We start from the raw sequence: 22,265 nt of genomic DNA, 5'->3' as shown, positions 1-22,265 counted from the left end.
TCTAGCGAGCGCCGAAGCCCGAGAGCATCGTCTTCACCGTCTTGAAGACGATCAGCAGGTCGAGCCAGGGCGAGAAATATTTGATGTAGTAGAAGTCGTAGTGGAGCTTCTCGTGCACCAAGGCGACCTCGGCGACATGGCCCTGGTTGACCTGCGCCCAGCCCGAGATGCCGGGCTTCACCACGTGGCGGTAGCGATAAAAGGGTAGCTCGGCGACGTACCATGAGGAAAGCTGATGAGCTTCGGGGCGCGGGCCGATCCAGCTCATCTGGTTCAAGAGGATGTTGAAGAGCTGGGGCAACTCATCGATCCGCGACTTGCGCAGGAAGGCGCCGACGCGGGTGACGCGCGGGTCGATCGCGTCGGTCATCAGCGCCTGGCGGGTGTCGGTGGGCTCGTCCGCGCTCACCCGCATGGTGCGGAACTTGGTGACCTTGAAGCGGCGGCCGCGGTGGCCGATCCGGACCTGGCGGAAGAAGATCGGGCGGCCGTCGTCGAGGAGGACGGCGAGCGCGGCCAGCAGCATTACGGGCGTGATGATCGGCAGCAGCAGCACGGCGGTGAGCCAGTCGAGCGCCGACTTGAAGTGGAAGTAGCCGCGCGCGGGGAGCAGGCTGCCGAAGCTGTTTTCCGACAGATGGTCGATGCGGACGCGGCCGGTCAGCGATTCCTCGAGCGGCTTGGCCTGGTAGACGATCATGCCTGCCAGCGCGACGTCGGCGAGGAAGGCTTCCCACGCCGGGGGCAGGTCGGCGCCGAAGTCGGCGACCACCGCGTCGAAGCGGCGGCGGAGCTGGTCGACGCTGGGCTCGTTCAGCTCCACCCAGGTGACAGTGTCGATGCCGAGCAGGCGGCTGAGATCGCCGATCGGGACCACCCCGATCCGCAGCCGCACGCGCCGCTGGACGAGGAAGTAGATGAGGTAGAACCAGGCGACGTGGAGGAGGAAGCCGGCGAGAAAGGCGAAGCGGTCGTAGGGGAGGCGGGTGAAGAAGAAGAAAGCGAGCACCGAGCCATGCGCCACCGCGGCGGTCGGCAGGATGACGGTGCTCGAGCGGATGCCCGGATAGGGCTCGATCGACAGGCGTACCCAGAAGGCGATCACCACCGCGACCAGATTGGCGAGGAAGGTATTGCCAGTGGCGACGTCGATCGCCTGCGGGGTGAAGGCGAAGCGCCAGAGCAGGGGCGGGACGGAGGCGATGAGCAGCGCGCCGATCAGCTGGACGCGGCGGCGGGTCAGCCAGAAGCGGCGGCCGAGCTGCTGGGTCTTGCGCGGGGTCGGCTGGAGCATCGGGACAGGGGGCCTAGAGCGTCCACAGCGGCAGGCGGTCGCCGAGACTTTGGCGGTCCCACACCCGCTTGATGTCGGCGACGGTGCCGCCCGGCTCGAGCAAGGCGGCGAGCCGGTCGGCGTCCCACGCCTTATAGTCGGCGTGGGGGACCGCGCCGACCACCATCGCGTAGCGGCTTGACCCCGGGGTGACGAGCTCGAGGCCATATTCGGCGCGCGCCTCGGCGGGGTCAGCGAGCGGGTCGGCGACCTCGACCTGGTGGCCGAGCCACTGGAGCCGGCGGACGATGTCGATCACCCGGCTGTTGCGCAGGTCGGGGACGTTTTCCTTGAAGGTGAGGCCGAGCACCAGCACCGAGCGGCGCTCGCGTCCGAGCCGCTCGTGGAGGCGGTCGGCGATCCACGCCCCCATCCCGTCGTTGGTCGCGCGGCCGGCGAGCACCACCTGCGGATGGTGGCCCAGCTCCTGCGCGCGGTGCGAGAGGTAATAGGGATCGACCCCGATGCAGTGGCCGCCGACGAGGCCGGGCTCGAAGGGGAGGAAGTTCCACTTGGTGCGGGCGGCGTCGAGTACGTCCCAGATCGACAGGTCCATCCGCGCGAAGATCTGCGCCAGCTCGTTCATGAAGGCGATGTTGATGTCGCGCTGGGCATTCTCGATCACCTTGGCGGCCTCGGCAGCCTTGATCGAGGCGGCGCGGAAGATGTTGCCGCCGTTGATCGCGCCATAGATGCGGGCAAGGAGGTCGAGCGTCGGTTCGTCCTCGGCGGCGACGACCTTGGTGATCTTGTCGACGGTGTGGACGGTGTCGCCGGGATTGATCCGCTCGGGGCTGTAGCCGAGGCGGAAGTCGCGGCCCTGGACGAGGCCCGAGAGGCGGGCGAGTTCGGGGCCGCAAATGTCCTCGGTGACGCCGGGGTAGACGGTGCTTTCGTAGACGATCACCGGCTGGTCCGAGGCGGCAAGCGCGGCGGCGACGGTGCGGGTGGCGCCAAGCAAAGGGGTGAGGTCGGGGCGGTTGGCCTCGTCGACCGGGGTCGGGACGGTGACGATGAAGACATTGGTGCCGGCGAGGTCGGCGGGATCGCTGGTCAGCCGCAGCGAGGTGGCGCGCAGCCGGTCGGGCGTGACCTCGCGAGTGCGGTCGTGGCCTTGCGAAAGTTCGGCGATGCGGCCGGCGTCAATGTCGAGCCCGGTGACGGGGAAGTGTTGCGCCAGCGCCACGGCCAGCGGCAAGCCGACGTAGCCAAGGCCGATGACGGCGATGCGCGGAGACTCTGACACCTGATTTTCCCAACCGCCGCCGTGACTTGCCCGTCCTTAGCCGCTGCCACGGGCGCGGCAAGCGCCTTGTTCGCTTGTGCAACCAAGCCTTAAGGTGTGGCGTTGAGAATGGTTGATGTGCCCGCCGTGCCAGCGTAGGGTCCGCCATGTATCGCCAAGGGGTTGTTTCGACATGAAGCTTGCCAAGATCAGCGTCGGCCTGGTGGCCCTTTCCTTGAGCGGCCTCGCGGCGGCGCAGAGCTGGACCCCGGGGTCGGAAATCGTCGGCCAGTCGGTTCAGGTCGAGACCAACGGCGTGGTCAACACGGTGACCTTCAACGCCGACGGGACCGCCAGCATCGCGACGCCCGCGGGCCGGCTGGTGCCGGCAACCTGGTCGGGCACCGGCGGCAAGCTGTGCCTGACGACCGGCGGCGCGACCGAATGCTTTCCCTACACCCACGCCTTCCAGGCCGGGCAGCCGGTGACGGCAACCAGCGATTGCAACTCGACATCGCGGTGGCTGGCGAATGCGGTGAACCAGCCGCCGGTGCAGGCGGTCAAGGGCGAGCGCGGCTAGGCCCACCCCCCGAGTTTCAAGAAAAAGGCCGCTCCGCCGACTGGGCGGGGAGGCCTTTTCTTATGGTCAATCGGCCGGAGCGAATTGGGCGCCGAGCTTGGCGGCGACCCGGGCGACTTCCTCGTCGGTCGGCGGGTCGGGCAGTTCGCGGCCCGGGCCGAGCGCTTCGTCGGGAATGCCGGGCCCGGTTCCGGCAATGGTCTCGTTGACGGCGGCTTCATTGGGTCCGGTGCTGATCTTGGCGCGGTCCTTCATCGGCTCTCTCCTCGTCAGGCGACCCGTCCATAAAGGCCGGGGAGGGACGAGCGTTCCCCACAAACGAACCGAAGCGGCCGGTTCGTCGCGCGCGCGGGCCGCCCCGGCGTCTTTGTTGCGCGGGCGAGAGGCACCGCCCATATGAGGGCTCTATGAGTCAAACGCTTCCCATTCTGCCGTTGCGCGACATCGTCGTCTTCCCGCACCGGATCGTCCCCCTGTTCGTTGGCCGCGAGAAGTCGGTGGCCGCGCTCGAGACCGCGATGGCCGCGGACAAGGAAATCTTTCTCGTCGCCCAGCTCGACCCCGCCGAGGACGAGCCCGATCGCGACGCGCTCTACGACCTGGGCGTGGTTGCCACCGCGATGCAGCTGCTGAAGCTGCCCGACGGCACGGTCCGGGTGCTGGTCGAGGGCGTGCGCCGCGCGCGGCTGCTCTCGCTCGAGCCGGCCGAAGGGCACCTCATGGCCACCATCGAGGATGTGCCCGAGGACGAGGCCGACGATACCGAGACCCAGGCGCTGATGCGCTCGGTGGTCGACCAGTTCGACACTTACGCCAAGCTCAACAAGCGCCTGCCGGCCGAGACCAGCATCCAGCTCGGCGAGATCGAGAGCGCCTCGGTGCTGGCCGATGCGGTGGCGTCGAACCTGTCGATCAAGGTCGCCGACAAGCAGGCGGTGCTGGCGGAGCTGAATGCCGCGCGCCGGCTGGAGATGGTCTACGCCTTCATGGAGGGCGAGCTTGGCGTCCTCCAGGTCGAGAAGAAGATCCGTAGCCGTGTGAAGCGGCAGATGGAGAAGACCCAGCGCGAATATTACCTCAACGAGCAGTTGAAGGCGATCCAGCGCGAGCTCGGCAACGAGGACGGCGAGGGCGGGGACGACTTGAACGAGCTTGCGGCCAAGATCCGCAAGACTCGGCTCAGCAAGGAAGCGCGCAACCGGGCAAACGCCGAGCTCAAGAAGCTGAAGGGCATGGCGCCGATGAGCGCCGAGGCGACCGTCGCGCGCAACTATCTCGACGTGCTGCTCGGCCTGCCGTGGGGCAAGAAGAGCAAGCTCAAGCACGACATCGGCGAGGCGCAGCGAATCCTCGACGAGGACCATTATGGCCTTGAGAAGGTCAAGGAGCGGATCGTCGAATATCTGGCGGTCCAGGCGCGGACCAACAAGCTCAAGGGGCCGATCCTCTGCCTTGTCGGCCCGCCGGGTGTCGGCAAGACCTCGCTCGGCCGTTCGATCGCCAAGGCGACGGGGCGCGAGTTCGTTCGTCAGAGCCTCGGCGGGGTGCGTGACGAGGCCGAGATCCGCGGTCACCGCCGGACCTACATCGGCTCGCTGCCGGGCAAGATCGTCGCCAATCTCAAGAAGGCGGGGACCAGCAATCCGCTGTTCCTGCTCGACGAGATCGACAAGCTTGGTCAGGATTTTCGCGGCGATCCGGCGTCGGCGCTGTTGGAGGTGCTCGACCCCGAGCAGAATTCGAAGTTCCAGGACCATTATCTGGAGCTCGACTACGACCTTAGCGACATCATGTTCGTGACGACCGCCAACTCGCTCGACATGCCGCAGCCGTTGCTCGACCGGATGGAGATCATTCGCCTCGAGGGCTATACCGAGGACGAGAAGGTCCAGATCGCCGAGCGGCACCTCATCCCCAAGCAGCGCGAGGCGCATGGCCTCAAGCCCGAGGAACTGGTGTTCGAGGACAGCGGGATCCGCGCGATCCTGCGCTATTACACCCGCGAGGCGGGCGTCCGCACGCTCGAGCGCGAGCTGGCCAAGGTCGCCCGCAAGGCGCTGCGCAAGATCCTCGAAGGCGCCTACCAGACGGTGACGATCAGCGAGGCCAACCTGGCCGACTTCCTCGGGGTCCAGCGCTACCGCTACGGGATGAGCGAGGAGGAGGACCAGATCGGCGCGGTGACCGGGCTCGCCTGGACCGAGGTCGGCGGCGAACTGCTGACGATCGAGGCGGTGACGGTGCCCGGCAAGGGGCAGATCAAAACCACCGGCAAGCTTGGCGACGTGATGCAGGAGAGCGTCCAGGCGGCGTGGAGCTTCGTCCGCGCGCGAGCGCCGGCCTACGGAGTCAAGCCGTCGATCTTCGCCAAGAAGGACATCCACGTCCATTTGCCCGAAGGCGCGGTGCCCAAGGACGGCCCAAGCGCGGGCATCGGCATGGTGACCACGATCATCTCGACTTTGACCGGCGTGCCGGTGCGGCGCGACGTGGCGATGACCGGCGAGGTGACGCTGCGCGGGCGGGTGCTCCCGATCGGGGGCCTCAAGGAAAAGCTGCTCGCTGCGTTGCGCGGTGGCATAACCACGGTGATCATTCCCAAGGAGAATGAGAAGGACCTTGCGGAACTGCCCGCGAATGTGAAGGAGGGCCTGCGCATCGTGCCGGTCGCCCATGTCGATGAGGTGTTGGCCGAGGCGTTGAGCGCCAAGCTCGAGCCGATTGAATGGACTGAGGCGGACGAGCTTGCGGCCGAGCCTCCCCTGGCGGGGGGGACTCACCCGGTCGTTCGGCACTAGTCACGCGTAACGGCGGTTCCTTGCGGGCCGCCGCAAGGAGAGTTTTTCCAAGATGAATAAGCAGGACCTCATCAGTCAGGTCGCGGACCGCGCCGGGCTGAACCGCAACGACGCGTCGCGCGCCGTCGAGACCATGCTCGAAGTGATCACCTCGGCGCTGAAGCGCGGCGACGAAGTTCGGCTAGTCGGGTTCGGGGCCTTCTCGGTCACTCGCCGCAAGGCGTCGACCGGGCGCAACCCGCGCACCGGCGAGCCGCTCGAGATCCCGTCGAGCGCCAATCCCAAGTTCCGCGCCGGCAAGGTCCTCAAGGACGCGGTGCAGTAGTAGTTCTGGACAGGGCGGGAAGTTCAATCTATCCGCCCGGTCCGCGCGGGATGGGCGCGTAGCTCAGTGGTAGAGCACACCCTTCACACGGGTGGGGTCGTAGGTTCAATCCCTACCGCGCCCACCATCCACCCGCTGCGAACAGCCCCGGCGAACCATCTGGTTTGCCGGGGCTTTTTCGTGGGATCGCCATTTGAGCCGCCAGCGCGCGATGCTCCCGGCGTTGCGATTGCCGCCCGCCTGAGCCACTTCTTCACTCTGCCTTGGGGCCGCCGCAGTTCGCTGCTAAGGGCGCGCCCATGCTTAACATCAACGGCATTACGGTTCGCCTTGGCGGGCGGACCATCCTCGACCGCGCCACCGCCGCCATTCGTCCGAAAAGTCGCGTCGGGCTGATCGGCCGCAACGGCGCGGGCAAGTCGACGCTGATGAAGGTGATGATCGGCCAGCTCGAGGCCGATGAGGGCGCGGTCGAGATGCCGCGCAAGACGCGGCTCGGCTATATCGCGCAGGAAGCGCCGAGCGGCACCGCGACCCCGTTCGAGACGGTGCTTGCGGCCGATACCGAGCGCGCGGCGCTGATGCTCGAGGCCGAGGACCATAGCGACATGGATCGCTTCGCCGAGGTCCATGAGCGGCTGCTGGCGATCGACGCCTATGGCGCGCCGGCGCGGGCGGCGCGGATCCTGCTCGGACTCGGCTTCGACGAGGAGATGCAGGGGCGGCCGCTCGACAGTTATTCGGGCGGATGGAAGATGCGGGTCGCGCTGGCGGCACTGCTGTTCTCCGAGCCCGACGTGCTGCTGCTCGACGAGCCGTCGAACCACCTCGACCTCGAGGCGACGCTGTGGCTGGAGAATTTCCTGCGCTCCTACGCGGGGACGTTGGTGGTGATCAGCCACGAGCGCGACCTCCTCAACAACGTGGTCGATACCATCCTCCACCTCGAGGGCGGCAAGATCACGCTCTACGCGGGCGGCTACGACGATTTCGAGCGGCAGCGGGCCGAGCGGGCGGCGCAGCTGGCGGCGGCCAAGGCGGCGCAGGACGCCCAGCGGGCGCGGCTGCAGGACTATATCGCCCGCAACAGCGCGCGCGCCTCGACCGCCAAGCAGGCGCAGTCGCGCGCCAAGATGCTCGCCAAGATGCAGCCGATCGCGGCGATGGCCGAGGATCCGAGCCTTAGCTTCGCTTTCCCCAATCCGAGCGAATTGCGTCCGCCGCTGATCACGCTCGACATGGCGGCGGTCGGTTACAGCAAGACGCCGATCCTCAGCCGCCTGAACCTGCGGATCGATCCCGACGACCGGATCGCGCTGCTCGGCCGCAACGGCAACGGCAAGACGACGCTCGCCCGCCTGCTCGCCGCGCAATTGCCGGCGATGGAGGGCGGGATGACCGCCACCGGCAAGATGAAGGTCGGCTATTTCACGCAGTATCAGGTCGAGGAGTTGCACGGCGACGAGACCCCGCTGCAGCATATGAGCCGGGCGATGGAGGGGCACACGCCCGGCGCGGTGCGGGCGCAGCTGGGGCGGTTCGGCTTTTCGGGCGACAAGGCGATCACGCAGGCAAACCGGCTGTCGGGCGGCGAGCGGGCGCGGCTGGCGCTGGCGCTGATCACCCGCGACGCGCCGCACCTGCTGATCCTCGACGAGCCGACCAACCACCTCGACGTCGATGCGCGCGAGGCGCTGGTCCAGGCGCTCAACGACTATACCGGCGCGGTCATCCTGATCAGCCACGACCGCCACATGGTCGAGCTGACCGCCGACCGGCTCGTGCTGGTCGACGACGGCAAGGCAGTCGAGTTCGGCGGCAGCATCGAGGATTATATCGACCTCGTGCTCGGGCGGAATCAGCCCGCCGCGCCGGCCAAGGCCAAGGGTGGCAAGCCCGACCGCAAGGCCGCGGCCAAGGCGCGCGACGAACTCAAGCAATGGCAGAAAGCGGCGAGCGAGGCCGAGCGCGAGAGCCAGCGGCTGGCGGCGCTATGTTCGGCGATCGACCAGGCGATGTTCGATCCCAAGGGGGCCGACCCGGCGCTCGCCAACCTGCCGATGAGCGAATTGTCGCGGCGGCGGGCGAAGCTGGCCGACGACCTCGCCCAGGCCGAAGCGCGCTGGCTGGCGGCGAGCGAGCAGATCGAGGCCGAGGCGGCCTAGCGCCCCTAGTGGAGATATTCCGGCTGGAAGCTCGCCAGCCGGCGCATCTCCGCCCAGTCGGTGAAGACGATCTCGCGGCCTTCGCGGACGATCAGGCCCTGCCGCTCGAGGTCGGCGAAGACACGGTTGACGTTGACGCTGGTCTGGCCGGTGATGTCGGCGATCTGCTGCTGGGTGAAGGGGTTGCGCATCCGCTCCCCCTTGGCGGCGAGGCCGAAGCGCTCGGCGGTTTCGCACAGCAGATGCGCGACCCGCGCGGTGCTGTCGCGGCGCCCGCAATTGACCAACCATTCGTAGCCGATCGCGGCGTGGCGCTGGGTCAGCGCCCAGAAGAAGCGCGCCATTTCCGGATTGGCGTCGACGATCGCGTCGAAATCCTTGGCGCTGCCGATCATCACGTCGGCACGGGTGATCGCCTGGATGCCATAGTCGGCGGGACGACCAGTCGGCAGGATGCCGTCGCCGGTCATCCTGAGCGCGATGATCTGGCGGCGGCCGGCGCCGTCGGTCTTGAACTTGGAGAGCATGCCCGAGCGGACGAACATGACCTCGTCGCGCAGATGGCCTGGCTCACGGAACGGCCGGCGCGGCTCGACCACCACCAGGCGGTGCGGCATCGCCTCCAACTTTTCGGCCAATGGCGCTGACAAACCTGCGCCGATCAGCGTCTCCGCCAGCGAAGCGCCCGACTGATCGAAAGCGCGAGAGCGATTGCCCATCGTCACTTGCTCCTCTCCCCACGAAACCAGTATCTACTTAGCTACTCACATAGGCAAGCTATATTGCAGCGCCCTAAATCCCGTTTAAACAATTGGTCTATTTGGGTGTTTTTACATCTGGTCGATTGCCTTAACAATCGACCATGACTTTGGCGGGGTGCGCCGAAGAAGGCGCGGCGACTCATCTTGCCATTCGGGGCGGGCCTCCGTAAGGGACCGGCGCGCCCGCACGCCGGGCCGTGGCGATCGTAGCTCAGTTGGTTAGAGCACCGGTTTGTGGTACCGGGGGTCGCGGGTTCAAGTCCCGTCGATCGCCCCATCATCTCCTTCTTTTTCGACGGGAAATTGGCGATCATGACCGCTGTGTGGGCGTTGCCCGATTTCGATGCGCATGAAGAGGTGCACTTCATCACCGACGCGGCGAGCGGGCTCAAAGCAATCATCGCCATGCACTCGACCCACCTCGGGCCCGCCGCGGGTGGTTGCCGCTTCTGGCATTATGCCGAGGACGAGGCCGCGCTGACCGACGCGCTGCGGCTGTCGCGGGGGATGAGCTACAAGAATGCGATGGCCGGGCTGCCCTTGGGCGGCGGCAAGGGCGTGATCCTGGCGCCGGCCGACGGCCGCAAGACGCCCGAGATGATCGCCGCCTTCGGCCGCGCGGTGAACGGCCTGGGCGGACGCTACGTCACCGCCGAGGACGTCGGGATCAACGAGGCCGACATGATCGAGGTCAGCCGCCAGACCCCGTTCGTCGCCGGCCTGCCGGTCGCGGAAGGCGCGGTCGGCGGCGATCCGGGACCGCACACCTCGCTGGGCGTGTTCCTCGGCCTCAAGGCCGCGGTGCGCCGCGCACTCGGCAAGGACAGCCTCGCGGGGCTTCACATCGCGATGCAGGGCGCGGGCAGCGTTGCCGGCGGGGTCGCCCGCCGCGCCGCCGCCGAAGGCGCACGCCTGTCGATCGCCGACGTCAACCAGGAGCGGGTTTCGAGCCTCGCCGCCGAGACCGGCGCGACCATCGTCGACCCGACCGAGATCATGACGCTCGCCGCCGACGTGTTCAGCCCCAATGCGCTGGGCGCGATCCTGACCGAGCAGTCGATCGCCGCGCTCAACGTGCCGGTCGTCGCGGGCGGGGCCAACAACCAGCTGGCGACACCGCAGGACGGCGAGCGACTGATGGCGCGCGGCATTCTCTACGCCCCCGACTATGTCATCAACGCCGGCGGGATCATCAACGTCTCGACCGAATATGTGAAGGACGGCGACACCGACCTCGTCCGCCAGCGGATCGAGGCGATCCCCCAGCGGCTCGAGCGGATCTGGGCCGAGAGCGCCGAGACCGGGCTCAATCCGGCCGCGGTCGCCGACCGGATGGCGCAGCGGCTGATCGGGCGCGGGTAGGCAATACACCCTAGTGGCAATCGGCGGCCCCGGTCGCTAGATAGCCACCGCGCTTATGCACCGGTTCGCCAACCCCGCCCGCTTCCTCCGCATCGCCCGCCCGGCCACCGCCTGGCTGCTGGCGATCGGGCTGCTGCTGTCGCTGGCCGGGGTGGCGGGGGCGCTGTTCGTGATCCCGCCCGATTATCTGCAGGGCGAGACCGCGCGGATCCTCCATATCCATGTGCCGGCGGCCTGGCTGGGCATGGCGGGATGGACGGGGATCGCCGCCGCGAGCATCGCGACGATCGTCTGGCGGCACCCGCTGGCAGGGGTCGCGGGCCGCGCGATCGCTCCGGTCGGCGCGACCTTCGCCTTCCTGTGCCTCGTCACCGGCTCGATCTGGGGGCGGCCGACCTGGGGTACTTGGTGGGAGTGGGACGGGCGGCTGACCTCGATGCTGATTCTGTTCTTCCTCTACCTCGGCTATATCGGGCTGGCAGCGGCCGAGCAGGAGCGCGGCCCCGAGGGGCGCGCCGCGGCAATTTTCGGCATCGTCGGGATCGTCAATCTGCCGATCATCCACTTCTCGGTCCAATGGTGGCGGACACTGCACCAGGGGCAGAGCATCTCGCTGCAGGGGTCGACCATCGCGCCCGAGTTGCTGTGGCCATTGCCGCTGACCTTGCTCGGCTTCTCGGCGCTGTTCGGAGCGGCGGTGCTGATGCGGATGCGCGCCGAGCTGGCCGAGACCAAGGTCGAGGCACGGCTGCGCCGGCTGGCGGCACCCGAGCGCGCCGAACCCGAGGCAGTGCCGGCATGAGCCAGTGGGCCTTTGTCATCGCTGCCTTCGCGGTGGTGCTGGGCGGGACCGCGCTGCTGCTGGTCCTGAGCTGGGCCCGGATGCGCACCGCCGAGGCCAAGGCCGACGCGCTGAGCCGTCGCTAGGTGAGCGCCAGTCCCAAGAATCAGCGGCTGGTGCTCGTCGCGGTCGCGATCGTCGCGCTGGTCGGCGCGACTCTGCTCGCGATGTGGGGGCTGGCGGGCAAGGCGGCCTATTTCCGCACGCCGCAGGACATCGCCGCCGGCCGCGCCGAGGTGGGCCAGCCGCTGCGGCTGGGCGGGATGGTCAAGGCGGGCTCGATCGTGAAGCAGCCCGACGGGGTGTCGATCCGTTTCACGGTCACCGATGGGCCGGCCGACGTGCCGGTGCTGTTTCGCGGGATCGTCCCCGACCTGTTCAAGGAACGCGGCGGGGTGGTCGCCGAGGGGCGGCTGCAGGCGAACGGTCTGTTCGTCGCCGACAATATCCTCGCCAAGCATGACGAGCGCTACATGCCGCCGCAGATGGGCAATCTGCAGGCCGAGCAGAAGACGCGGGAGACGGTGGAGAAGTGATCGCCGAGGCGGGCCTTGCCGCGTTGTGGCTGGCGGCGGCGCTGGCGCTGCTCCAGCTCGGGGTGGCGGTGGCGGGGCCGCGGATCGGCGACGTGCGCGGAATCGCCGTGCCGGCGGCGGTGGCGCAGGGATTGCTGACCTTGTTCGCCTTCGCGGCGTTGATCGCGCTGTTCGTCCGCACCGACCTGTCGGTCCAGCTGGTCGCTGCCAACAGCCATAGCCTCAAGCCATTCATCTATCGGTTCTCGGGCGCGTGGGGGAACCATGAGGGGTCGATGCTGCTGTGGGTCACCGTGCTGGCGGTGGCCGGGGCGGCGCTGGCGCTGCTCGAGCGGCGGCTGCCGGCCGAGACGATCCGCGCGACGCTGGGCGCGCAGGCGGCGCTGGCGCTGGGCTTCTTCGCCTTCCTGCTGATCGCCTCCAATCCGTTCGCGCGGCTGTATCCGGCACCGGCGGAGGGGCAGGGTTTGAACCCGCTGCTGCAGGACCCCGGCCTCGCCTTCCACCCGCCAACGCTCTACCTCGGCTATGTCGGGCTCTCGGTCGCCTTCAGCCTTGCGGTCGGCGCGCTGATTACCCGTGATGTCGGCCCCGCGCTGGCCCGGGCGATGCGGCCGTGGGTGCTCGGCGCGTGGGTGCTGCTGACGCTAGGGATCACCGCGGGCAGCTATTGGGCCTATTACGAATTGGGCTGGGGCGGCTGGTGGTTCTGGGACCCGGTCGAGAATGCCTCGCTAATGCCGTGGCTCGCCGCCACCGCCTTGCTGCACAGCGTCAACGTGCTCGCCGCGCGTGGAGGGCTGCGGGCGTGGACCATCATGCTGGCGGTGGTCGCTTTCTCGATGTCGATGGTCGGCACCTTCCTGGTCCGCTCGGGCATCCTGACCAGCGTCCACAGCTTCGCCATCGATCCCAGGCGCGGGACGTTCATTCTCGGTTTGCTGGTGCTTTACGTCGGTGGCGCGCTGGCGCTGTTCGCGTGGCGCATCGGCACCGTCCGCGAAGGCGCGCGGTTCAACCTCGTCAGCCGCGAAGGCGCGCTGGTCGCCAATAACCTGCTGCTCAGCGTAATCTTGGGCACGGTGTTCGTCGGCACGCTCTACCCGATCTTCGTCGAGGGGCTGACCGGCGACAAGATTTCGGTCGGGCCGCCTTATTTCAACGCGGTGAGCGGGCCGATCGTGCTGCTGCTCGCGCTGTTGCTGTTCATTGGGCCGTTGCTCAACTGGCGGTTCGACCGGCGGCCGAACCTCCGGCGGATAGCGCTGCCGCTCTGTGTGGCGGTGCTGGCGTTGGTCGCGACCTTCATTTGGGCGGGAACGATCGGCCTGTTGCCGCGGCTGGGGCTTGCGATGGCGGCGGGGCTGGCGGTCGCGGCCTTTTTGCCGTTGGTGGGGCGCCATCTGGGGCGGACGCCACTGGCGACCTGGGGAATGGTGATCAGCCACTTGGGCGTAGCGGTGGCGATCGCCGGGGCGGCATCGGACAGCGCCTTCACCCGCGAGACGCTGACCGCGGTGCGGGTGGGGGAGAGCGCGTCGGTCGGGCCGTGGAGCGTGCGATTTGCCGGGGTCGAGCCGGTCGCCGGGCCAAATTGGACGGCGGTCGAGGGGCATCTGGTCGCCACCCGCGGCGATGCGCGCGAGACCTTCGCGCCGCAGAGCCGGGCCTTCTCCGATCCGCCGACCGAGACCAATGAGGCGGCGATCCGCACCTTCGTCGACGGCCAGCTCTATACCGTGCTCGGGCGGCAGGAGAGCGACGGGCGGTGGCAGCTGCGGCTGTGGTGGAAGCCGATGGTGACGCTGATCTGGCTCGGCGGCTTCCTGATCGCGTTCGGTGGCGCGCTGGCGCTGGTCGGGCGCTGGTGGCGCGAGCGACGCCAGCGGATCCGCGCTGAGGAGGCGTTCGCGTGAGCCGGCGGATCTGGCTGGCGGTGCCGCTGCTGATGTTCGCTTTGTTCGTCGGCGCGGCGCTGTGGCGGCTCGGCGATCCGCCGCGCACCACGATCGAGAGCAAGCTGGTCGGCCAGCCGCTGCCGCCGTTCGCCACCGCCGCAATCGTGCCGGGCAAGTCGCCGGTGTCGTCGGCGGTGCTCGCGGCCGAGCGCCAGCCGCGGCTGGTCAATCTGTTCGCGAGCTGGTGCGTGCCGTGCATCGCCGAGGCGCCGGTGCTCGCCGAGCTCAAGCGGCAGGGGGTGCGGATCGACGGCATCGCGGTTCGCGACAGCGCGGCCGACCTCACGAAATTCCTTAGCCAGCATGGCGACGGCTACGAGCGGATCGGTAGCGATCCGGCCGGGCAGGCGCAGATCGCGCTCGGCGCGTCGGGGGTGCCCGAGACCTTCCTGGTCGATGGGGGCGGGGTGATCCGTTACCATCATGTCGGGCCGATCATGCCCCAGGATATCGGCGACGTGCTGGCGGCGTGGCGGGGGCTTCGGTGAGGTCGGTTCGGCACGCCTTGGCGCTCGTGATCGGCTTGTTGCCGGTCGCCGCTTATGCCGATTCCAGTCAGCCGCCCGCGCCTTATGCCTATCGCCAGCTGCCCAATCCGCGGCAGGAAGCGCAGGCCAAGGCGCTGATGGAAGAGTTGCGCTGCCTCGTCTGCCAGGGGCAGTCGATCGCCGACAGCGATGCCGAGCTAGCCGGGGACATGCGCAGCCTGGTGCGGCAGCGGATCCAGGCGGGGGAGCGGCCCGAGGCGGTCAAGGCGTGGCTGGTCGCGCGCTACGGCAGCTGGGTGAGCTATGCGCCGGTGCTGGGGCCCGACACCTTGCTGCTTTATGCCGCGCCGGTGCTGCTGTTGCTGGTCGGCGGATGGCTCGCCGCGCGGCGGTTGCGGGGAGGGCGCTGATGGGGCTTGCACTGTTGCTGCTGCTGGTGCTGCTTACCGCCGCCGGGCTTTGGTGGTTCGGAAAATTGCGGGGGGCGGCCTTCCAGTTGGCGCTGGCGGCGTTGATGATCGGCAGCGCCGGCTATGCGCTGCAGGGCCGGCCCGAATTGGCTGGGGCGCCCAAGGCGGCCGGGCAGCGGGCGGCGCCCTTGCCGCTGACCAAGCCGCGGCAGGCGATGTTCGGGCAGTTCAACGCCGCCGACCGCTGGCTGATCATCGCCGACGGGTACGAGAGCCGCGGCGAAACCGCCGACGCGGTCGGCATCATTCGCGCCGGGCTTCGCGCGCATCCCAATGACCCCGCGCTGTGGGTGGGGATGGGCAATGCGCTGGTCGACCATGCCGGGATGCTGACCCCGGCGGCGACCATCGCCTTCGAGCGGGCGCGGGCGGCGGCGCCGAACCACCCCGCGCCCTTGTTCTTCCAGGGACTGGCGCTCGCCCGCAGCGGGCAGAACGAGCAGGCGCTAGCGCTGTGGCAGCAGGCGCTCAAGCTCACCCCGCCCACTACGAGTTATCGGCCGTTCATCGCCGAGGGGATCGCGGCGCTCGGCGCGGCCCCACCGGCGACTGGGCGCTAGTCACCGCGGCCGGTCTGCTCCTGCAGCGCGTCGATCTTCTTCGACGCATCGGCCTTGGTGAGGTCGGGATCGAAGGCCTCGCCGGCTTCCTCGGACAGGGTCTGGAGATAGCTCGCCTGCGCGCCGGTCATCGGCTCATCGCCAGTGGTCCACTGATCGGGATCCTTGACCGCATTGCCGGTCGGATGCGCCTTGGGATTGTCGTCAGGAGTGTCGGTCATTGTCCTGCCTTCTCAAAAGCTTGAGGTTGGCAGGACAACGCCGATGTTCCCCTTGTGTTCCGTCAGGCGACCAGCGGCTCGAACGGCAGGTCGAGCGCTTCGGCGACCGCCTGGTGGCGGATCTTGCCGTCCGACACGTTGAGCCCGTTGGCGAGGTGCGGATCCTGCCGCATCGCCTCGGCCGCGCCGAGCGAGGCGAGCTTCATCGCGAAGGGCAAGGTGGCGTTGTTGAGCGCGAAGGCGCTGGTCCGCGACACCGCGCCGGGCATGTTGGCGACGCAATAATGGATCACGCCGTCGACCTCGAAGACGGGGTCGTCGTGGGTGGTCGCATGGCTGGTCTCGAAGCAGCCGCCCTGGTCGATCGCGATGTCGACCAGCACGCTACCGCGCTTCATCGTCTTGAGCATGTCGCGGGTGACGAGCTTGGGGGCGGCGGCGCCGGGGACGAGCACCGCGCCGATCACCAGCTCGGCCTCCTCGACCGCCTTGGCGATGGTCGCCTTGGTCGCATAAGCGGTCTTGATCTGGCTCGAGAAGAACATGTCGAGCTCGGCCAGCCGTTCCATCGAAATGTCGTAGATGGTGACGTCGGCGCGCATGCCGACCGCCATCTGCGCGGCGTTGACGCCGCTGACGCCGCCACCGAGGATCGCGACCTTGGCTGGGGCGACGCCGGGGACGCCGCCGAGCAGGACGCCGCGGCCGCCCTGTTCCTTTTCGAGGTAGTGCGCGCCGACTTGGACCGACATGCGGCCGGCGACTTCGCTCATCGGCTTCAACAGCGGCAGCGCGCCGGTGCGGCTGGTGACCGTCTCATAGGCGATGCAGGTCGCGCCCGACTTCATCAGCCCCTCGGCCTGCGCCTTGTCGGCGGCGAGGTGGAGGTAGGTGAAGAGGAGATGGTGCGGCTTCAGCAGCGCGATCTCGGAGGGCTGGGGTTCCTTGACCTTGACGATCATCTCGGCCGCGTCGAACACTTCCTGCGGGCCAGCGAGGATGGTGGCGCCGGCTTTCTGGTAGGCGCTGTCGGGGCAGTCGATCCCGCTGCCGGCCTTGGTCTCGACGAACAGCTCGTGCCCCGCCGCCACCAGCTCCTTGACCGAAGCGGGGGTCAGGCCGACCCGATATTCGTGATTCTTGATCTCTTTGGGCACGCCGATGCGCATGGAACTGTCGCTTTCCCGAAGCTGTTGAGATGATGTGATCGCGCGCGCCTATAGCCCGGCTCTGCCGCAACATGCCAGCGGTCTTGGCGAGCGATTGCCGGAGCTCGACGGGCTTGCTAGCCACGGCGTCTCACAATGATGACAAATGCCGACGCCGCCGCCGAACCCGTCAACGAGGAAGGCGTCAGCGAAGCGCTCCAAAGCCATTCGCATGCTCCGCAGGGATCGCTCGCCAAGCTGGCGCTCGGAGCGGTCGGCATCGTCTTCGGAGACATCGGCACCTCGCCGATCTACGCCTTTCGCGAGACGTTCGCCGGGCATCACAAGCTCGCCCCCGACGCGCTGCATATCTATGGCGTGCTCAGCCTGATCTTCTGGTCGATGATGATCATCGTCACGCTGAAATATGTGACGATCATCATGCGCGCCGACAATAAGGGAGAAGGCGGCAGCCTCGCCCTGCTGGCGCTGATCAACCGCACCGCGGGAACCAAGCGACGCTGGACCGCGGGGATCGTCATGCTCGGGGTCTTCGCCACCGCCCTGTTCTACGGCGACAGCATGATCACGCCGGCGATCTCGGTGCTGTCGGCGGTCGAGGGACTGACCACGGTCAGCCCGGTGTTCACGCCGCTGGTGTTGCCGCTGGCGATCGGCATCCTGATCGGCCTGTTCTGGATCCAGAGCAGGGGTACTGGCGCCGTCGGCACACTGTTCGGACCGGTGATGCTGGTCTATTTCGGCGTTCTGGCGGTGCTGGGCATCGTCCACATCATGGCCTTCCCGACGATCATCCTGCGGATGATCAATCCGCTCGACGCCGTCTATTTCTTCGTGGCCGAGCCGACCCGTGCCTTTCTGGCGATGGGGTCGGTGGTGCTGGCGGTGACCGGCGCCGAGGCGCTCTACGCCGACATGGGGCATTTCGGGCGCAAGCCGATCCGCGCCGCCTGGTTCCTGGTGCTGGGCTGCCTGCTGCTCAATTATCTCGGGCAGGGCGCGATGCTGCTCGCCCAGACGCCGGCGCAAGCGCTCGAGACGGTCAAGAACCCATTCTTCTACCTCGCGCCCGAGGGTCTTCGCCTGCCGCTGGTACTGCTCGCCACCGCCGCCACCATCATCGCCAGCCAGGCGGTGATCAGCGGCGCTTTCTCGGTCACGCAGCAGGCGATCCAGCTTGGCTTCATCCCGCGCCTCAAGATCACCCACACCAGCGAGACCGCCGCCGGGCAGATCTACATCCCGGCGATCAACTGGGCGCTGATGATCATGGTGGTGCTGCTGGTGGTGACCTTCCGTAGCTCGTCCAACCTCGCGGCGGCCTACGGGATCGCGGTGACCGGGGCGATGGCGATCGACACGCTGCTGATCGCGGTGGTGTTCGGAACGCTGTGGAAGTGGCCGGCGTGGAAGGCGTGGCCGCTGGTCGCGCTATTCCTGCTGGTCGACACGACCTACTTCGGCGCCAACCTGCTCAAGGTGCCCGCCGGCGGCTGGTTCCCGCTGCTGATTGGCGCGATCGCTTTCACCCTCCTTACCACCTGGGCGAAGGGTAGGCAGCTGATGCTGAACCGGATGGCCGAGGCGAGCCTGCCGATGGAGGTGTTCATCAAGTCGGCGGCGGTGAGCGCCACCCGCGTGCCCGGGACGGCGGTGTTCATGACCAGCTCGGCCAATGGTGTGCCGCACGCGCTGCTGCACAATCTCAAGCATAACAAGATCCTCCACGAGCGGGTGATGCTGCTGACCGTGCGGATCGAGGACGTCCCGTTCGTCACTGCCGAGAAGCGGCTGACCCACGAGGATTATGGCGCGGGCTTCTTCCGGGTGATGCTGCGCTACGGCTTCATGGAGGAGATCGACGTGCCCGCCGACCTCCAGAAGCTCCAGGGCTGCGGGCCAAAGGCGAAGATGATGGACACCAGCTTCTTCCTTGCCCGCCAGACGCTGATCGCCTCGTCGCGGCCAGGGATGGCAATCTGGCGCGAGAAATTGTTCAGCTGGATGCTGCGCAACGCGGAAAGCGCGATGGAATTCTTCAAGCTGCCGACCAATCGGGTGGTCGAGCTGGGGAGCCAGGTCGAGATCTGAGCGTGCCCGCAAGCCAGCAGTCGGATACGAATCGCTTGCCCCGGCATTGCGGGTAGATGGATCAACTTGCCTCTTGGGTCGCGACCGGCACGACCATCCTCGCCGCCTGCCTGACCGCCTCCAACCTCGGCAGCCGGATCACCGGCTATGGCTTCGTCATTTTTACCATCGGCTCGATCGGCTGGTTCCTGACTGGGCTCCTGACCGGCCAGCCGGCGCTGATGTGGACCAACGTCGTGATGACCTTGCTCAACCTGTTCGGCGTCTACCGCTGGCTCGGGCGCCAGGCCAAGGTCGAGGACGGCGCCGCCAGGGCCACGGAGAAGAGCGCGACGCTGCCCGGCGAGGATCTGTTCGCCGCTTCCGCGCTCGCCTCGGCCAAGTTGCTCGGCCGCGCGGGGGAGGAGCTTGGTGCCTGCGTCGACGCGATGATCGGCTGCGGCTCGGGCCGGCTTCATTATCTGGTGGTGGCGGAAGGCGGAGTGGCCGGGGTGGGCGAGACGTTTCGCCGGGTCGACTGGCGGCAGGCGCGGATGCACGAGGGCGCGATGACTGTGCCGCTCGACCGGGGCGGACTTGAGGCGCTGCCGACACTTACCAAGAACGATTGGCCGGGCCGGTGAGCGGGGCACTGATCGTCACCGCCGAGCTCGGCAAGGCCGACTTCGCCTGGCTCGACGGCGAGCGGCGGCGCTTCTTCCCGCCCGAGCGCAACCAGCTATCGGCGCATCTGACGATGTTCCACGCGTTGCCGCCCTCGGCCGAGGAGGAAGCCCGGCGCGAGCTCAAGCGCCACACGCTTGGCCCGGTGCCGGCGGCGACCGTCGCCGGGCTGATGAACCTCGGCGGCGGGGTCGCCTATCGGATCGTGTCCGACGAGCTGGAAGCGATCCGCCGCGATCTTGCCAATCATTTCCACGGGCTGCTGACCGCACAGGACGGGCAGGGCTGGCGGCCGCACGTGACGATCATGAACAAGGCTGAGCCCAAGGCCGCCAAGGCATTGCTCGACGCGTTGCAGGCGAGCTTCCGCCCGCGCCCACTGCAGATCGCGGGGCTGGGGCTGCACCGCTATCTGGGCGGGCCGTGGGAGAAGATGCTGGTCAGCAACTTCCGCTGACCAGTCGCGCATCAATCAGCTCAGGTCGCCGACGCCCTCGCAGGTGAGGTCGAATGCCGCCATGCCGCTTTCGAGCACGCTCGCCAGCATCGGCATCTCCATCAGCGAATCGATGGCGCTCTTGGCGCGGACTTCGGTCAGGGCCTCGTCATAGGCCTCGTCCCAGTCGCCGGTGTCGTAGGTGCCCTGGCCGACCCAGCAGAAGGCGAGCACTTCGGCGAGTTGGTCTTCGCCCAGGTCGTCGAACGCCGCCTGCAATTCCTCCTCGACCCCGTCGTTCAACTCGTCGTCGAGGACCGAGAGCGAGCCTTCCTCCTCGTCGTCGACATTATCGGCATCCTCGCCGGGGTCGTAGTCGCTCGGCGTCTGCGCCTCATATTCGCGGGCGCGCAGGATGATCCGGCACAGGGTGTCGAGCGGCGTCAGCGGGTCCATCGGTGTCATTCTCCTATCGCCGGCCCAACGGCAGGCGACGGGCGCGGTTCCGTTGTCGCGGGGAAGCCGCTAAACCCGGCGGTAACCATTCCCGTGCAAGGGGTGCCACATGACAGCGAACACGGCCGAGATCGCGCCCCCCAGCCCGCGCGGACGCTCCTACAACGTCAGGGTCGGGCTCGACATCGCCGAACGGGTCTGCCTGATCCTCGCGGCGGCGCCGTTCCTGATGCGCTTCTCGACCGCGCTGCAGCAGGACCCGTGGATCCTCGGCCTGATCCTGGGCGAGATGATGACCGTCGGGTTGCTGCTGATCCGCCGGCCGGGGCCGATGGCTGGGCATCCGTGGGCGATCTTCGTCGCGCTGGTCGGCACCTTCACGCCCTTGTTCGTCCGCGCCCCCAACATCCCGGCCTATATCGAGGCCGGCAAGGTGCTGATGTGGGTCGGCTTCGCGATGAGCCTCGGCGCCAAGCTGAGCCTCAACCGCAGCTTCGGAATGATCGCCGCCAACCGCGGGGTCCGCCGCGGCGGCGTCTACGCGTTAATCCGCCACCCGATGTACATGGGCTATGCGATCACCCACGTCGGCTTCATCATGGTCTATCCGAGCCTGGTGAACGCGCTGATGTACCTGTTCACCTGGACCTTCCAGCTGCTCCGCATCCGCGAGGAGGAGAAATGGCTGATGCAGGACCCGGCCTATGCCGAATATGCCGCGCACGTCCGTTATCGGCTGATCCCCGGCGTCTACTGAGCGCGGGCCCAAGAAGGCGCGTTGACCGGGGAGGGCGCTTGCGCATATAGGCCCGCCCGCACCGCCGGTTCGGCGGCAGCCTCAGCGCACTGGGGCGGAGTAGCTCAGCTGGTTAGAGCAGCGGAATCATAATCCGCGTGTCGGGGGTTCAAGTCCCTCCTCCGCTACCATCCCTGTTTTCGCCATTTCCGGGTCGCCAGACTAATTGGCCTCCGCGATCAAGGTCGCTTCGGCAACTTTTTGAAGTGCCGTGGCCTGTTCCGGCAACAGGCCGAGTTCGTCGGCCGCCTTTTCCTGAGCGCCGAGTTTGGTCGGCTTCACGCCTGTGATCTTTCCGAACACGACGAGCGCCTCGAGGTAATAGCCGGCGACGCTCGCATGATATTGGTCGTACGACCACAGATCGAGCTGCCCGAAGCTCACCCCGTCGTAGGGATTAGGATCGGCCACCCGCTCGGCAAAGGCGCGGTTGAAGGCTTGCCCGACCGGCAGCACGCCGACGACGTTCGGTGTCCGGGCGCGCGCCCGGTCGGCGGCGGCGCGCAGGTCCAGCGCCATGGTGGTCACCGGCTTGCCGTACCAATGGCCGCCGGGACGATAGGTCTGGTCGGCGCGGGTCCAGGTCGCCATCAGCTCGAGCCGCACGGCCGGATTGCGCGCCCGGAAGAGGGTTGCGAACCGGCCCACGTCGCGAAGGTAGTTGGTCGGGTCGCCGGGCCGCTTCCCATCGAGCACGCTCAACTCCTGGAGCACTACCACGTCCCACGGCTGGTCGACGCGCTGGCGGCGCTCGTCATAATGAAAGCCGAGTGTCTTGCCGCCTTCGGTTTCGAGGCTGACATCATAGTTCAGCCCGGCCTCGGCCGTGAACATCTTGAACAGCGCCGGGACGCCGCCATAGCCCGCACGATTGAGGTCGGCGACGCTGTCGGCGCGCCAGTTGCGGACCGCCGAGTGCGCGCCCTGGGTGAAGCTGTTGCCGATGAACAGGATCCGCGTCGGCCCGGCGGCATGAGCCGGGACTGCGGCGGACAGCAAGGCGGCAACGGCCACCAGTATGCGTCGGATCA

General features: G+C 67.8%; 24 protein-coding genes and 3 tRNA genes. 19 read left to right on the top strand and 8 right to left on the bottom strand.

What is annotated here, in order from left to right; genetic code table 11:
- Position 1: 1 nt before the first annotated feature.
- Both GCU42_RS04370 and GCU42_RS04365 read right to left on the bottom strand, forming a co-directional pair.
- Positions 2-1,294, bottom strand: coding sequence for a sugar transferase (locus tag GCU42_RS04370; protein WP_114226397.1), 1,293 nt, complete (start codon positions 1,292-1,294; stop codon positions 2-4).
- Between the two features lie 13 nt (positions 1,295-1,307).
- Positions 1,308-2,579, bottom strand: a complete 1,272-nt coding sequence (locus tag GCU42_RS04365; protein ID WP_114226396.1) for a nucleotide sugar dehydrogenase — start codon at positions 2,577-2,579, stop codon at positions 1,308-1,310.
- Positions 2,580-2,751: 172 nt separating this feature from the next.
- On the opposite strand from GCU42_RS04365, the gene GCU42_RS04360 reads away from it, so the two are divergent.
- Positions 2,752-3,138 carry a hypothetical protein gene (locus GCU42_RS04360; RefSeq protein WP_114226395.1) on the top strand — a complete coding sequence of 129 codons (387 nt, stop codon included), beginning with the start codon at positions 2,752-2,754 and terminating at the stop codon, positions 3,136-3,138.
- 66 nt (positions 3,139-3,204) lie between these two features.
- Here the strand turns inward: GCU42_RS04360 and GCU42_RS04355 are convergent, their stop codons facing one another.
- Positions 3,205-3,393, bottom strand: a complete 189-nt coding sequence (locus tag GCU42_RS04355; protein ID WP_114226394.1) for a hypothetical protein — start codon at positions 3,391-3,393, stop codon at positions 3,205-3,207.
- A gap of 152 nt (positions 3,394-3,545) precedes the next feature.
- Between GCU42_RS04355 and lon the strand changes: the two genes are divergently transcribed.
- The 4 genes from lon to GCU42_RS04335 all read left to right on the top strand — a co-directional run bounded on the left by lon (position 3,546) and on the right by GCU42_RS04335 (position 8,426).
- Entirely contained in the window at positions 3,546-5,936 is a 2,391-nt protein-coding gene (gene lon / locus GCU42_RS04350; RefSeq protein WP_114226393.1) for an endopeptidase La, read from the top strand.
- Between the two features lie 52 nt (positions 5,937-5,988).
- Positions 5,989-6,261, top strand: coding sequence for an HU family DNA-binding protein (locus GCU42_RS04345; RefSeq protein ID WP_114226392.1), 273 nt, complete (start codon positions 5,989-5,991; stop codon positions 6,259-6,261).
- Positions 6,262-6,313: 52 nt separating this feature from the next.
- A tRNA-Val gene (locus GCU42_RS04340) sits at positions 6,314-6,388 on the top strand.
- A 172-nt stretch (positions 6,389-6,560) separates the two neighbouring features.
- A complete protein-coding gene (locus GCU42_RS04335; protein ID WP_114226391.1) occupies positions 6,561-8,426 on the top strand; it encodes an ABC-F family ATP-binding cassette domain-containing protein in 1,866 nt (621 codons plus the stop codon).
- Between the two features lie 5 nt (positions 8,427-8,431).
- Here GCU42_RS04335 and GCU42_RS04330 read toward each other — a convergent pair whose 3' ends face one another.
- Positions 8,432-9,145, bottom strand: a complete 714-nt coding sequence (locus GCU42_RS04330; RefSeq protein ID WP_114226390.1) for a Crp/Fnr family transcriptional regulator — start codon at positions 9,143-9,145, stop codon at positions 8,432-8,434.
- Between the two features lie 242 nt (positions 9,146-9,387).
- Here GCU42_RS04330 and GCU42_RS04325 point away from each other — a divergent pair.
- The 9 genes from GCU42_RS04325 to GCU42_RS04290 all read left to right on the top strand — a co-directional run bounded on the left by GCU42_RS04325 (position 9,388) and on the right by GCU42_RS04290 (position 15,402).
- A tRNA-His gene (locus GCU42_RS04325) sits at positions 9,388-9,464 on the top strand.
- A 35-nt stretch (positions 9,465-9,499) separates the two neighbouring features.
- Positions 9,500-10,549, top strand: coding sequence for a Leu/Phe/Val dehydrogenase (locus GCU42_RS04320; protein ID WP_114227723.1), 1,050 nt, complete (start codon positions 9,500-9,502; stop codon positions 10,547-10,549).
- 55 nt (positions 10,550-10,604) lie between these two features.
- The gene (gene ccmC / locus GCU42_RS04315; protein ID WP_114226389.1) at positions 10,605-11,351 is read left to right on the top strand and encodes a heme ABC transporter permease CcmC; all 747 of its coding nucleotides are present in this window, start codon (positions 10,605-10,607) and stop codon (positions 11,349-11,351) included.
- Positions 11,348-11,476, top strand: coding sequence for a hypothetical protein (locus GCU42_RS15500; RefSeq protein WP_275887899.1), 129 nt, complete (start codon positions 11,348-11,350; stop codon positions 11,474-11,476). The genes ccmC and GCU42_RS15500 overlap by 4 nt, the downstream gene beginning before the upstream one ends.
- Positions 11,477-11,926, top strand: coding sequence for a cytochrome c maturation protein CcmE (gene ccmE / locus GCU42_RS04310; protein ID WP_114226388.1), 450 nt, complete (start codon positions 11,477-11,479; stop codon positions 11,924-11,926).
- The gene (locus tag GCU42_RS04305) at positions 11,923-13,842 is read left to right on the top strand and encodes a heme lyase CcmF/NrfE family subunit (RefSeq protein ID WP_114226387.1); all 1,920 of its coding nucleotides are present in this window, start codon (positions 11,923-11,925) and stop codon (positions 13,840-13,842) included. Before ccmE ends, GCU42_RS04305 begins: the two co-directional genes overlap by 4 nt.
- Positions 13,839-14,372, top strand: coding sequence for a DsbE family thiol:disulfide interchange protein (locus GCU42_RS04300; protein WP_240309333.1), 534 nt, complete (start codon positions 13,839-13,841; stop codon positions 14,370-14,372). Before GCU42_RS04305 ends, GCU42_RS04300 begins: the two co-directional genes overlap by 4 nt.
- A gap of 26 nt (positions 14,373-14,398) precedes the next feature.
- Positions 14,399-14,782 (top strand): cytochrome c-type biogenesis protein, encoded by a 384-nt coding sequence (locus tag GCU42_RS04295; RefSeq protein ID WP_240309443.1) that lies wholly within the window; start codon positions 14,399-14,401, stop codon positions 14,780-14,782.
- The gene (locus GCU42_RS04290) at positions 14,782-15,402 is read left to right on the top strand and encodes a tetratricopeptide repeat protein (RefSeq protein WP_152569441.1); all 621 of its coding nucleotides are present in this window, start codon (positions 14,782-14,784) and stop codon (positions 15,400-15,402) included. Before GCU42_RS04295 ends, GCU42_RS04290 begins: the two co-directional genes overlap by 1 nt.
- On the opposite strand, the gene GCU42_RS04285 is transcribed toward GCU42_RS04290, so the two are convergent.
- Together GCU42_RS04285 and ald are read right to left on the bottom strand one after the other, a co-directional pair.
- Positions 15,399-15,623, bottom strand: a complete 225-nt coding sequence (locus GCU42_RS04285; RefSeq protein ID WP_114226385.1) for a DUF3072 domain-containing protein — start codon at positions 15,621-15,623, stop codon at positions 15,399-15,401. The genes GCU42_RS04290 and GCU42_RS04285 overlap by 4 nt on opposite strands.
- A 62-nt stretch (positions 15,624-15,685) precedes the next feature.
- The gene (ald, locus tag GCU42_RS04280; RefSeq protein WP_114226384.1) at positions 15,686-16,792 is read right to left on the bottom strand and encodes an alanine dehydrogenase; all 1,107 of its coding nucleotides are present in this window, start codon (positions 16,790-16,792) and stop codon (positions 15,686-15,688) included.
- Positions 16,793-16,930: 138 nt separating this feature from the next.
- Here ald and GCU42_RS04275 point away from each other — a divergent pair, with 138 nt between their 5' ends.
- Genes GCU42_RS04275 through GCU42_RS04265 form a run of 3 tightly spaced genes read left to right on the top strand, consistent with a single transcriptional unit; the run spans position 16,931 to position 20,003 of the window.
- On the top strand, positions 16,931-18,883 hold the full coding sequence (locus GCU42_RS04275; RefSeq protein ID WP_114227720.1) for a potassium transporter Kup: 1,953 nt from the start codon (positions 16,931-16,933) through the stop codon (positions 18,881-18,883).
- A gap of 56 nt (positions 18,884-18,939) precedes the next feature.
- Complete coding sequence (locus GCU42_RS04270; protein ID WP_114226383.1) at positions 18,940-19,506, top strand: PRC-barrel domain-containing protein; 567 nt, start codon at positions 18,940-18,942, stop codon at positions 19,504-19,506.
- Complete coding sequence (locus tag GCU42_RS04265; protein ID WP_114227719.1) at positions 19,503-20,003, top strand: 2'-5' RNA ligase family protein; 501 nt, start codon at positions 19,503-19,505, stop codon at positions 20,001-20,003. The genes GCU42_RS04270 and GCU42_RS04265 overlap by 4 nt, the downstream gene beginning before the upstream one ends.
- A 15-nt stretch (positions 20,004-20,018) precedes the next feature.
- Here GCU42_RS04265 and GCU42_RS04260 read toward each other — a convergent pair whose 3' ends face one another.
- Positions 20,019-20,438 carry a DUF3775 domain-containing protein gene (locus tag GCU42_RS04260; protein ID WP_162789126.1) on the bottom strand — a complete coding sequence of 140 codons (420 nt, stop codon included), beginning with the start codon at positions 20,436-20,438 and terminating at the stop codon, positions 20,019-20,021.
- A gap of 109 nt (positions 20,439-20,547) precedes the next feature.
- Between GCU42_RS04260 and GCU42_RS04255 the strand changes: the two genes are divergently transcribed.
- Positions 20,548-21,195, top strand: coding sequence for a methyltransferase family protein (locus GCU42_RS04255; RefSeq protein ID WP_114226381.1), 648 nt, complete (start codon positions 20,548-20,550; stop codon positions 21,193-21,195).
- Between the two features lie 93 nt (positions 21,196-21,288).
- Positions 21,289-21,365 (top strand) — tRNA-Met (locus tag GCU42_RS04250).
- 31 nt (positions 21,366-21,396) lie between these two features.
- Here GCU42_RS04250 and GCU42_RS04245 read toward each other — a convergent pair.
- Positions 21,397-22,263 (bottom strand): DUF4886 domain-containing protein, encoded by an 867-nt coding sequence (locus GCU42_RS04245; RefSeq protein ID WP_240309442.1) that lies wholly within the window; start codon positions 22,261-22,263, stop codon positions 21,397-21,399.
- Positions 22,264-22,265: the final 2 nt, after the last annotated feature.

Origin of the sequence: Sphingomonas ginsengisoli An et al. 2013 (assembly GCF_009363895.1) — a bacterium.
In the GTDB taxonomy this organism is placed as follows: domain Bacteria; phylum Pseudomonadota; class Alphaproteobacteria; order Sphingomonadales; family Sphingomonadaceae; genus Sphingomicrobium; species Sphingomicrobium ginsengisoli.
Note: the sequence above shows the minus strand (reverse complement) of the source record. Positions and strands in the feature narration are given on the sequence as shown.

Excerpts from the sequence above, each read along its gene's own strand:
- ald (WP_114226384.1), bottom strand. The coding sequence starts at position 16,792 with ATGCGCATCGGCGTGCCCAAAGAGATCAAGAATCACGAATATCGGGTC.
- GCU42_RS04355 (WP_114226394.1), bottom strand. The coding sequence starts at position 3,393 with ATGAAGGACCGCGCCAAGATCAGCACCGGACCCAATGAAGCCGCCGTC.
- GCU42_RS15500 (WP_275887899.1), top strand. The coding sequence starts at position 11,348 with ATGAGCCAGTGGGCCTTTGTCATCGCTGCCTTCGCGGTGGTGCTGGGC.
- GCU42_RS04255 (WP_114226381.1), top strand. The coding sequence starts at position 20,548 with ATGACAGCGAACACGGCCGAGATCGCGCCCCCCAGCCCGCGCGGACGC.
- GCU42_RS04285 (WP_114226385.1), bottom strand. The coding sequence starts at position 15,623 with ATGACCGACACTCCTGACGACAATCCCAAGGCGCATCCGACCGGCAAT.
- GCU42_RS04320 (WP_114227723.1), top strand. The coding sequence starts at position 9,500 with ATGACCGCTGTGTGGGCGTTGCCCGATTTCGATGCGCATGAAGAGGTG.
- lon (WP_114226393.1), top strand. The coding sequence starts at position 3,546 with ATGAGTCAAACGCTTCCCATTCTGCCGTTGCGCGACATCGTCGTCTTC.
- ccmC (WP_114226389.1), top strand. The coding sequence starts at position 10,605 with ATGCACCGGTTCGCCAACCCCGCCCGCTTCCTCCGCATCGCCCGCCCG.
- GCU42_RS04330 (WP_114226390.1), bottom strand. The coding sequence starts at position 9,145 with ATGGGCAATCGCTCTCGCGCTTTCGATCAGTCGGGCGCTTCGCTGGCG.
- GCU42_RS04335 (WP_114226391.1), top strand. The coding sequence starts at position 6,561 with ATGCTTAACATCAACGGCATTACGGTTCGCCTTGGCGGGCGGACCATC.
- GCU42_RS04345 (WP_114226392.1), top strand. The coding sequence starts at position 5,989 with ATGAATAAGCAGGACCTCATCAGTCAGGTCGCGGACCGCGCCGGGCTG.
- GCU42_RS04360 (WP_114226395.1), top strand. The coding sequence starts at position 2,752 with ATGAAGCTTGCCAAGATCAGCGTCGGCCTGGTGGCCCTTTCCTTGAGC.
- GCU42_RS04370 (WP_114226397.1), bottom strand. The coding sequence starts at position 1,294 with ATGCTCCAGCCGACCCCGCGCAAGACCCAGCAGCTCGGCCGCCGCTTC.
- GCU42_RS04275 (WP_114227720.1), top strand. The coding sequence starts at position 16,931 with ATGACAAATGCCGACGCCGCCGCCGAACCCGTCAACGAGGAAGGCGTC.
- GCU42_RS04260 (WP_162789126.1), bottom strand. The coding sequence starts at position 20,438 with ATGGACCCGCTGACGCCGCTCGACACCCTGTGCCGGATCATCCTGCGC.
- GCU42_RS04290 (WP_152569441.1), top strand. The coding sequence starts at position 14,782 with ATGGGGCTTGCACTGTTGCTGCTGCTGGTGCTGCTTACCGCCGCCGGG.
- GCU42_RS04270 (WP_114226383.1), top strand. The coding sequence starts at position 18,940 with ATGGATCAACTTGCCTCTTGGGTCGCGACCGGCACGACCATCCTCGCC.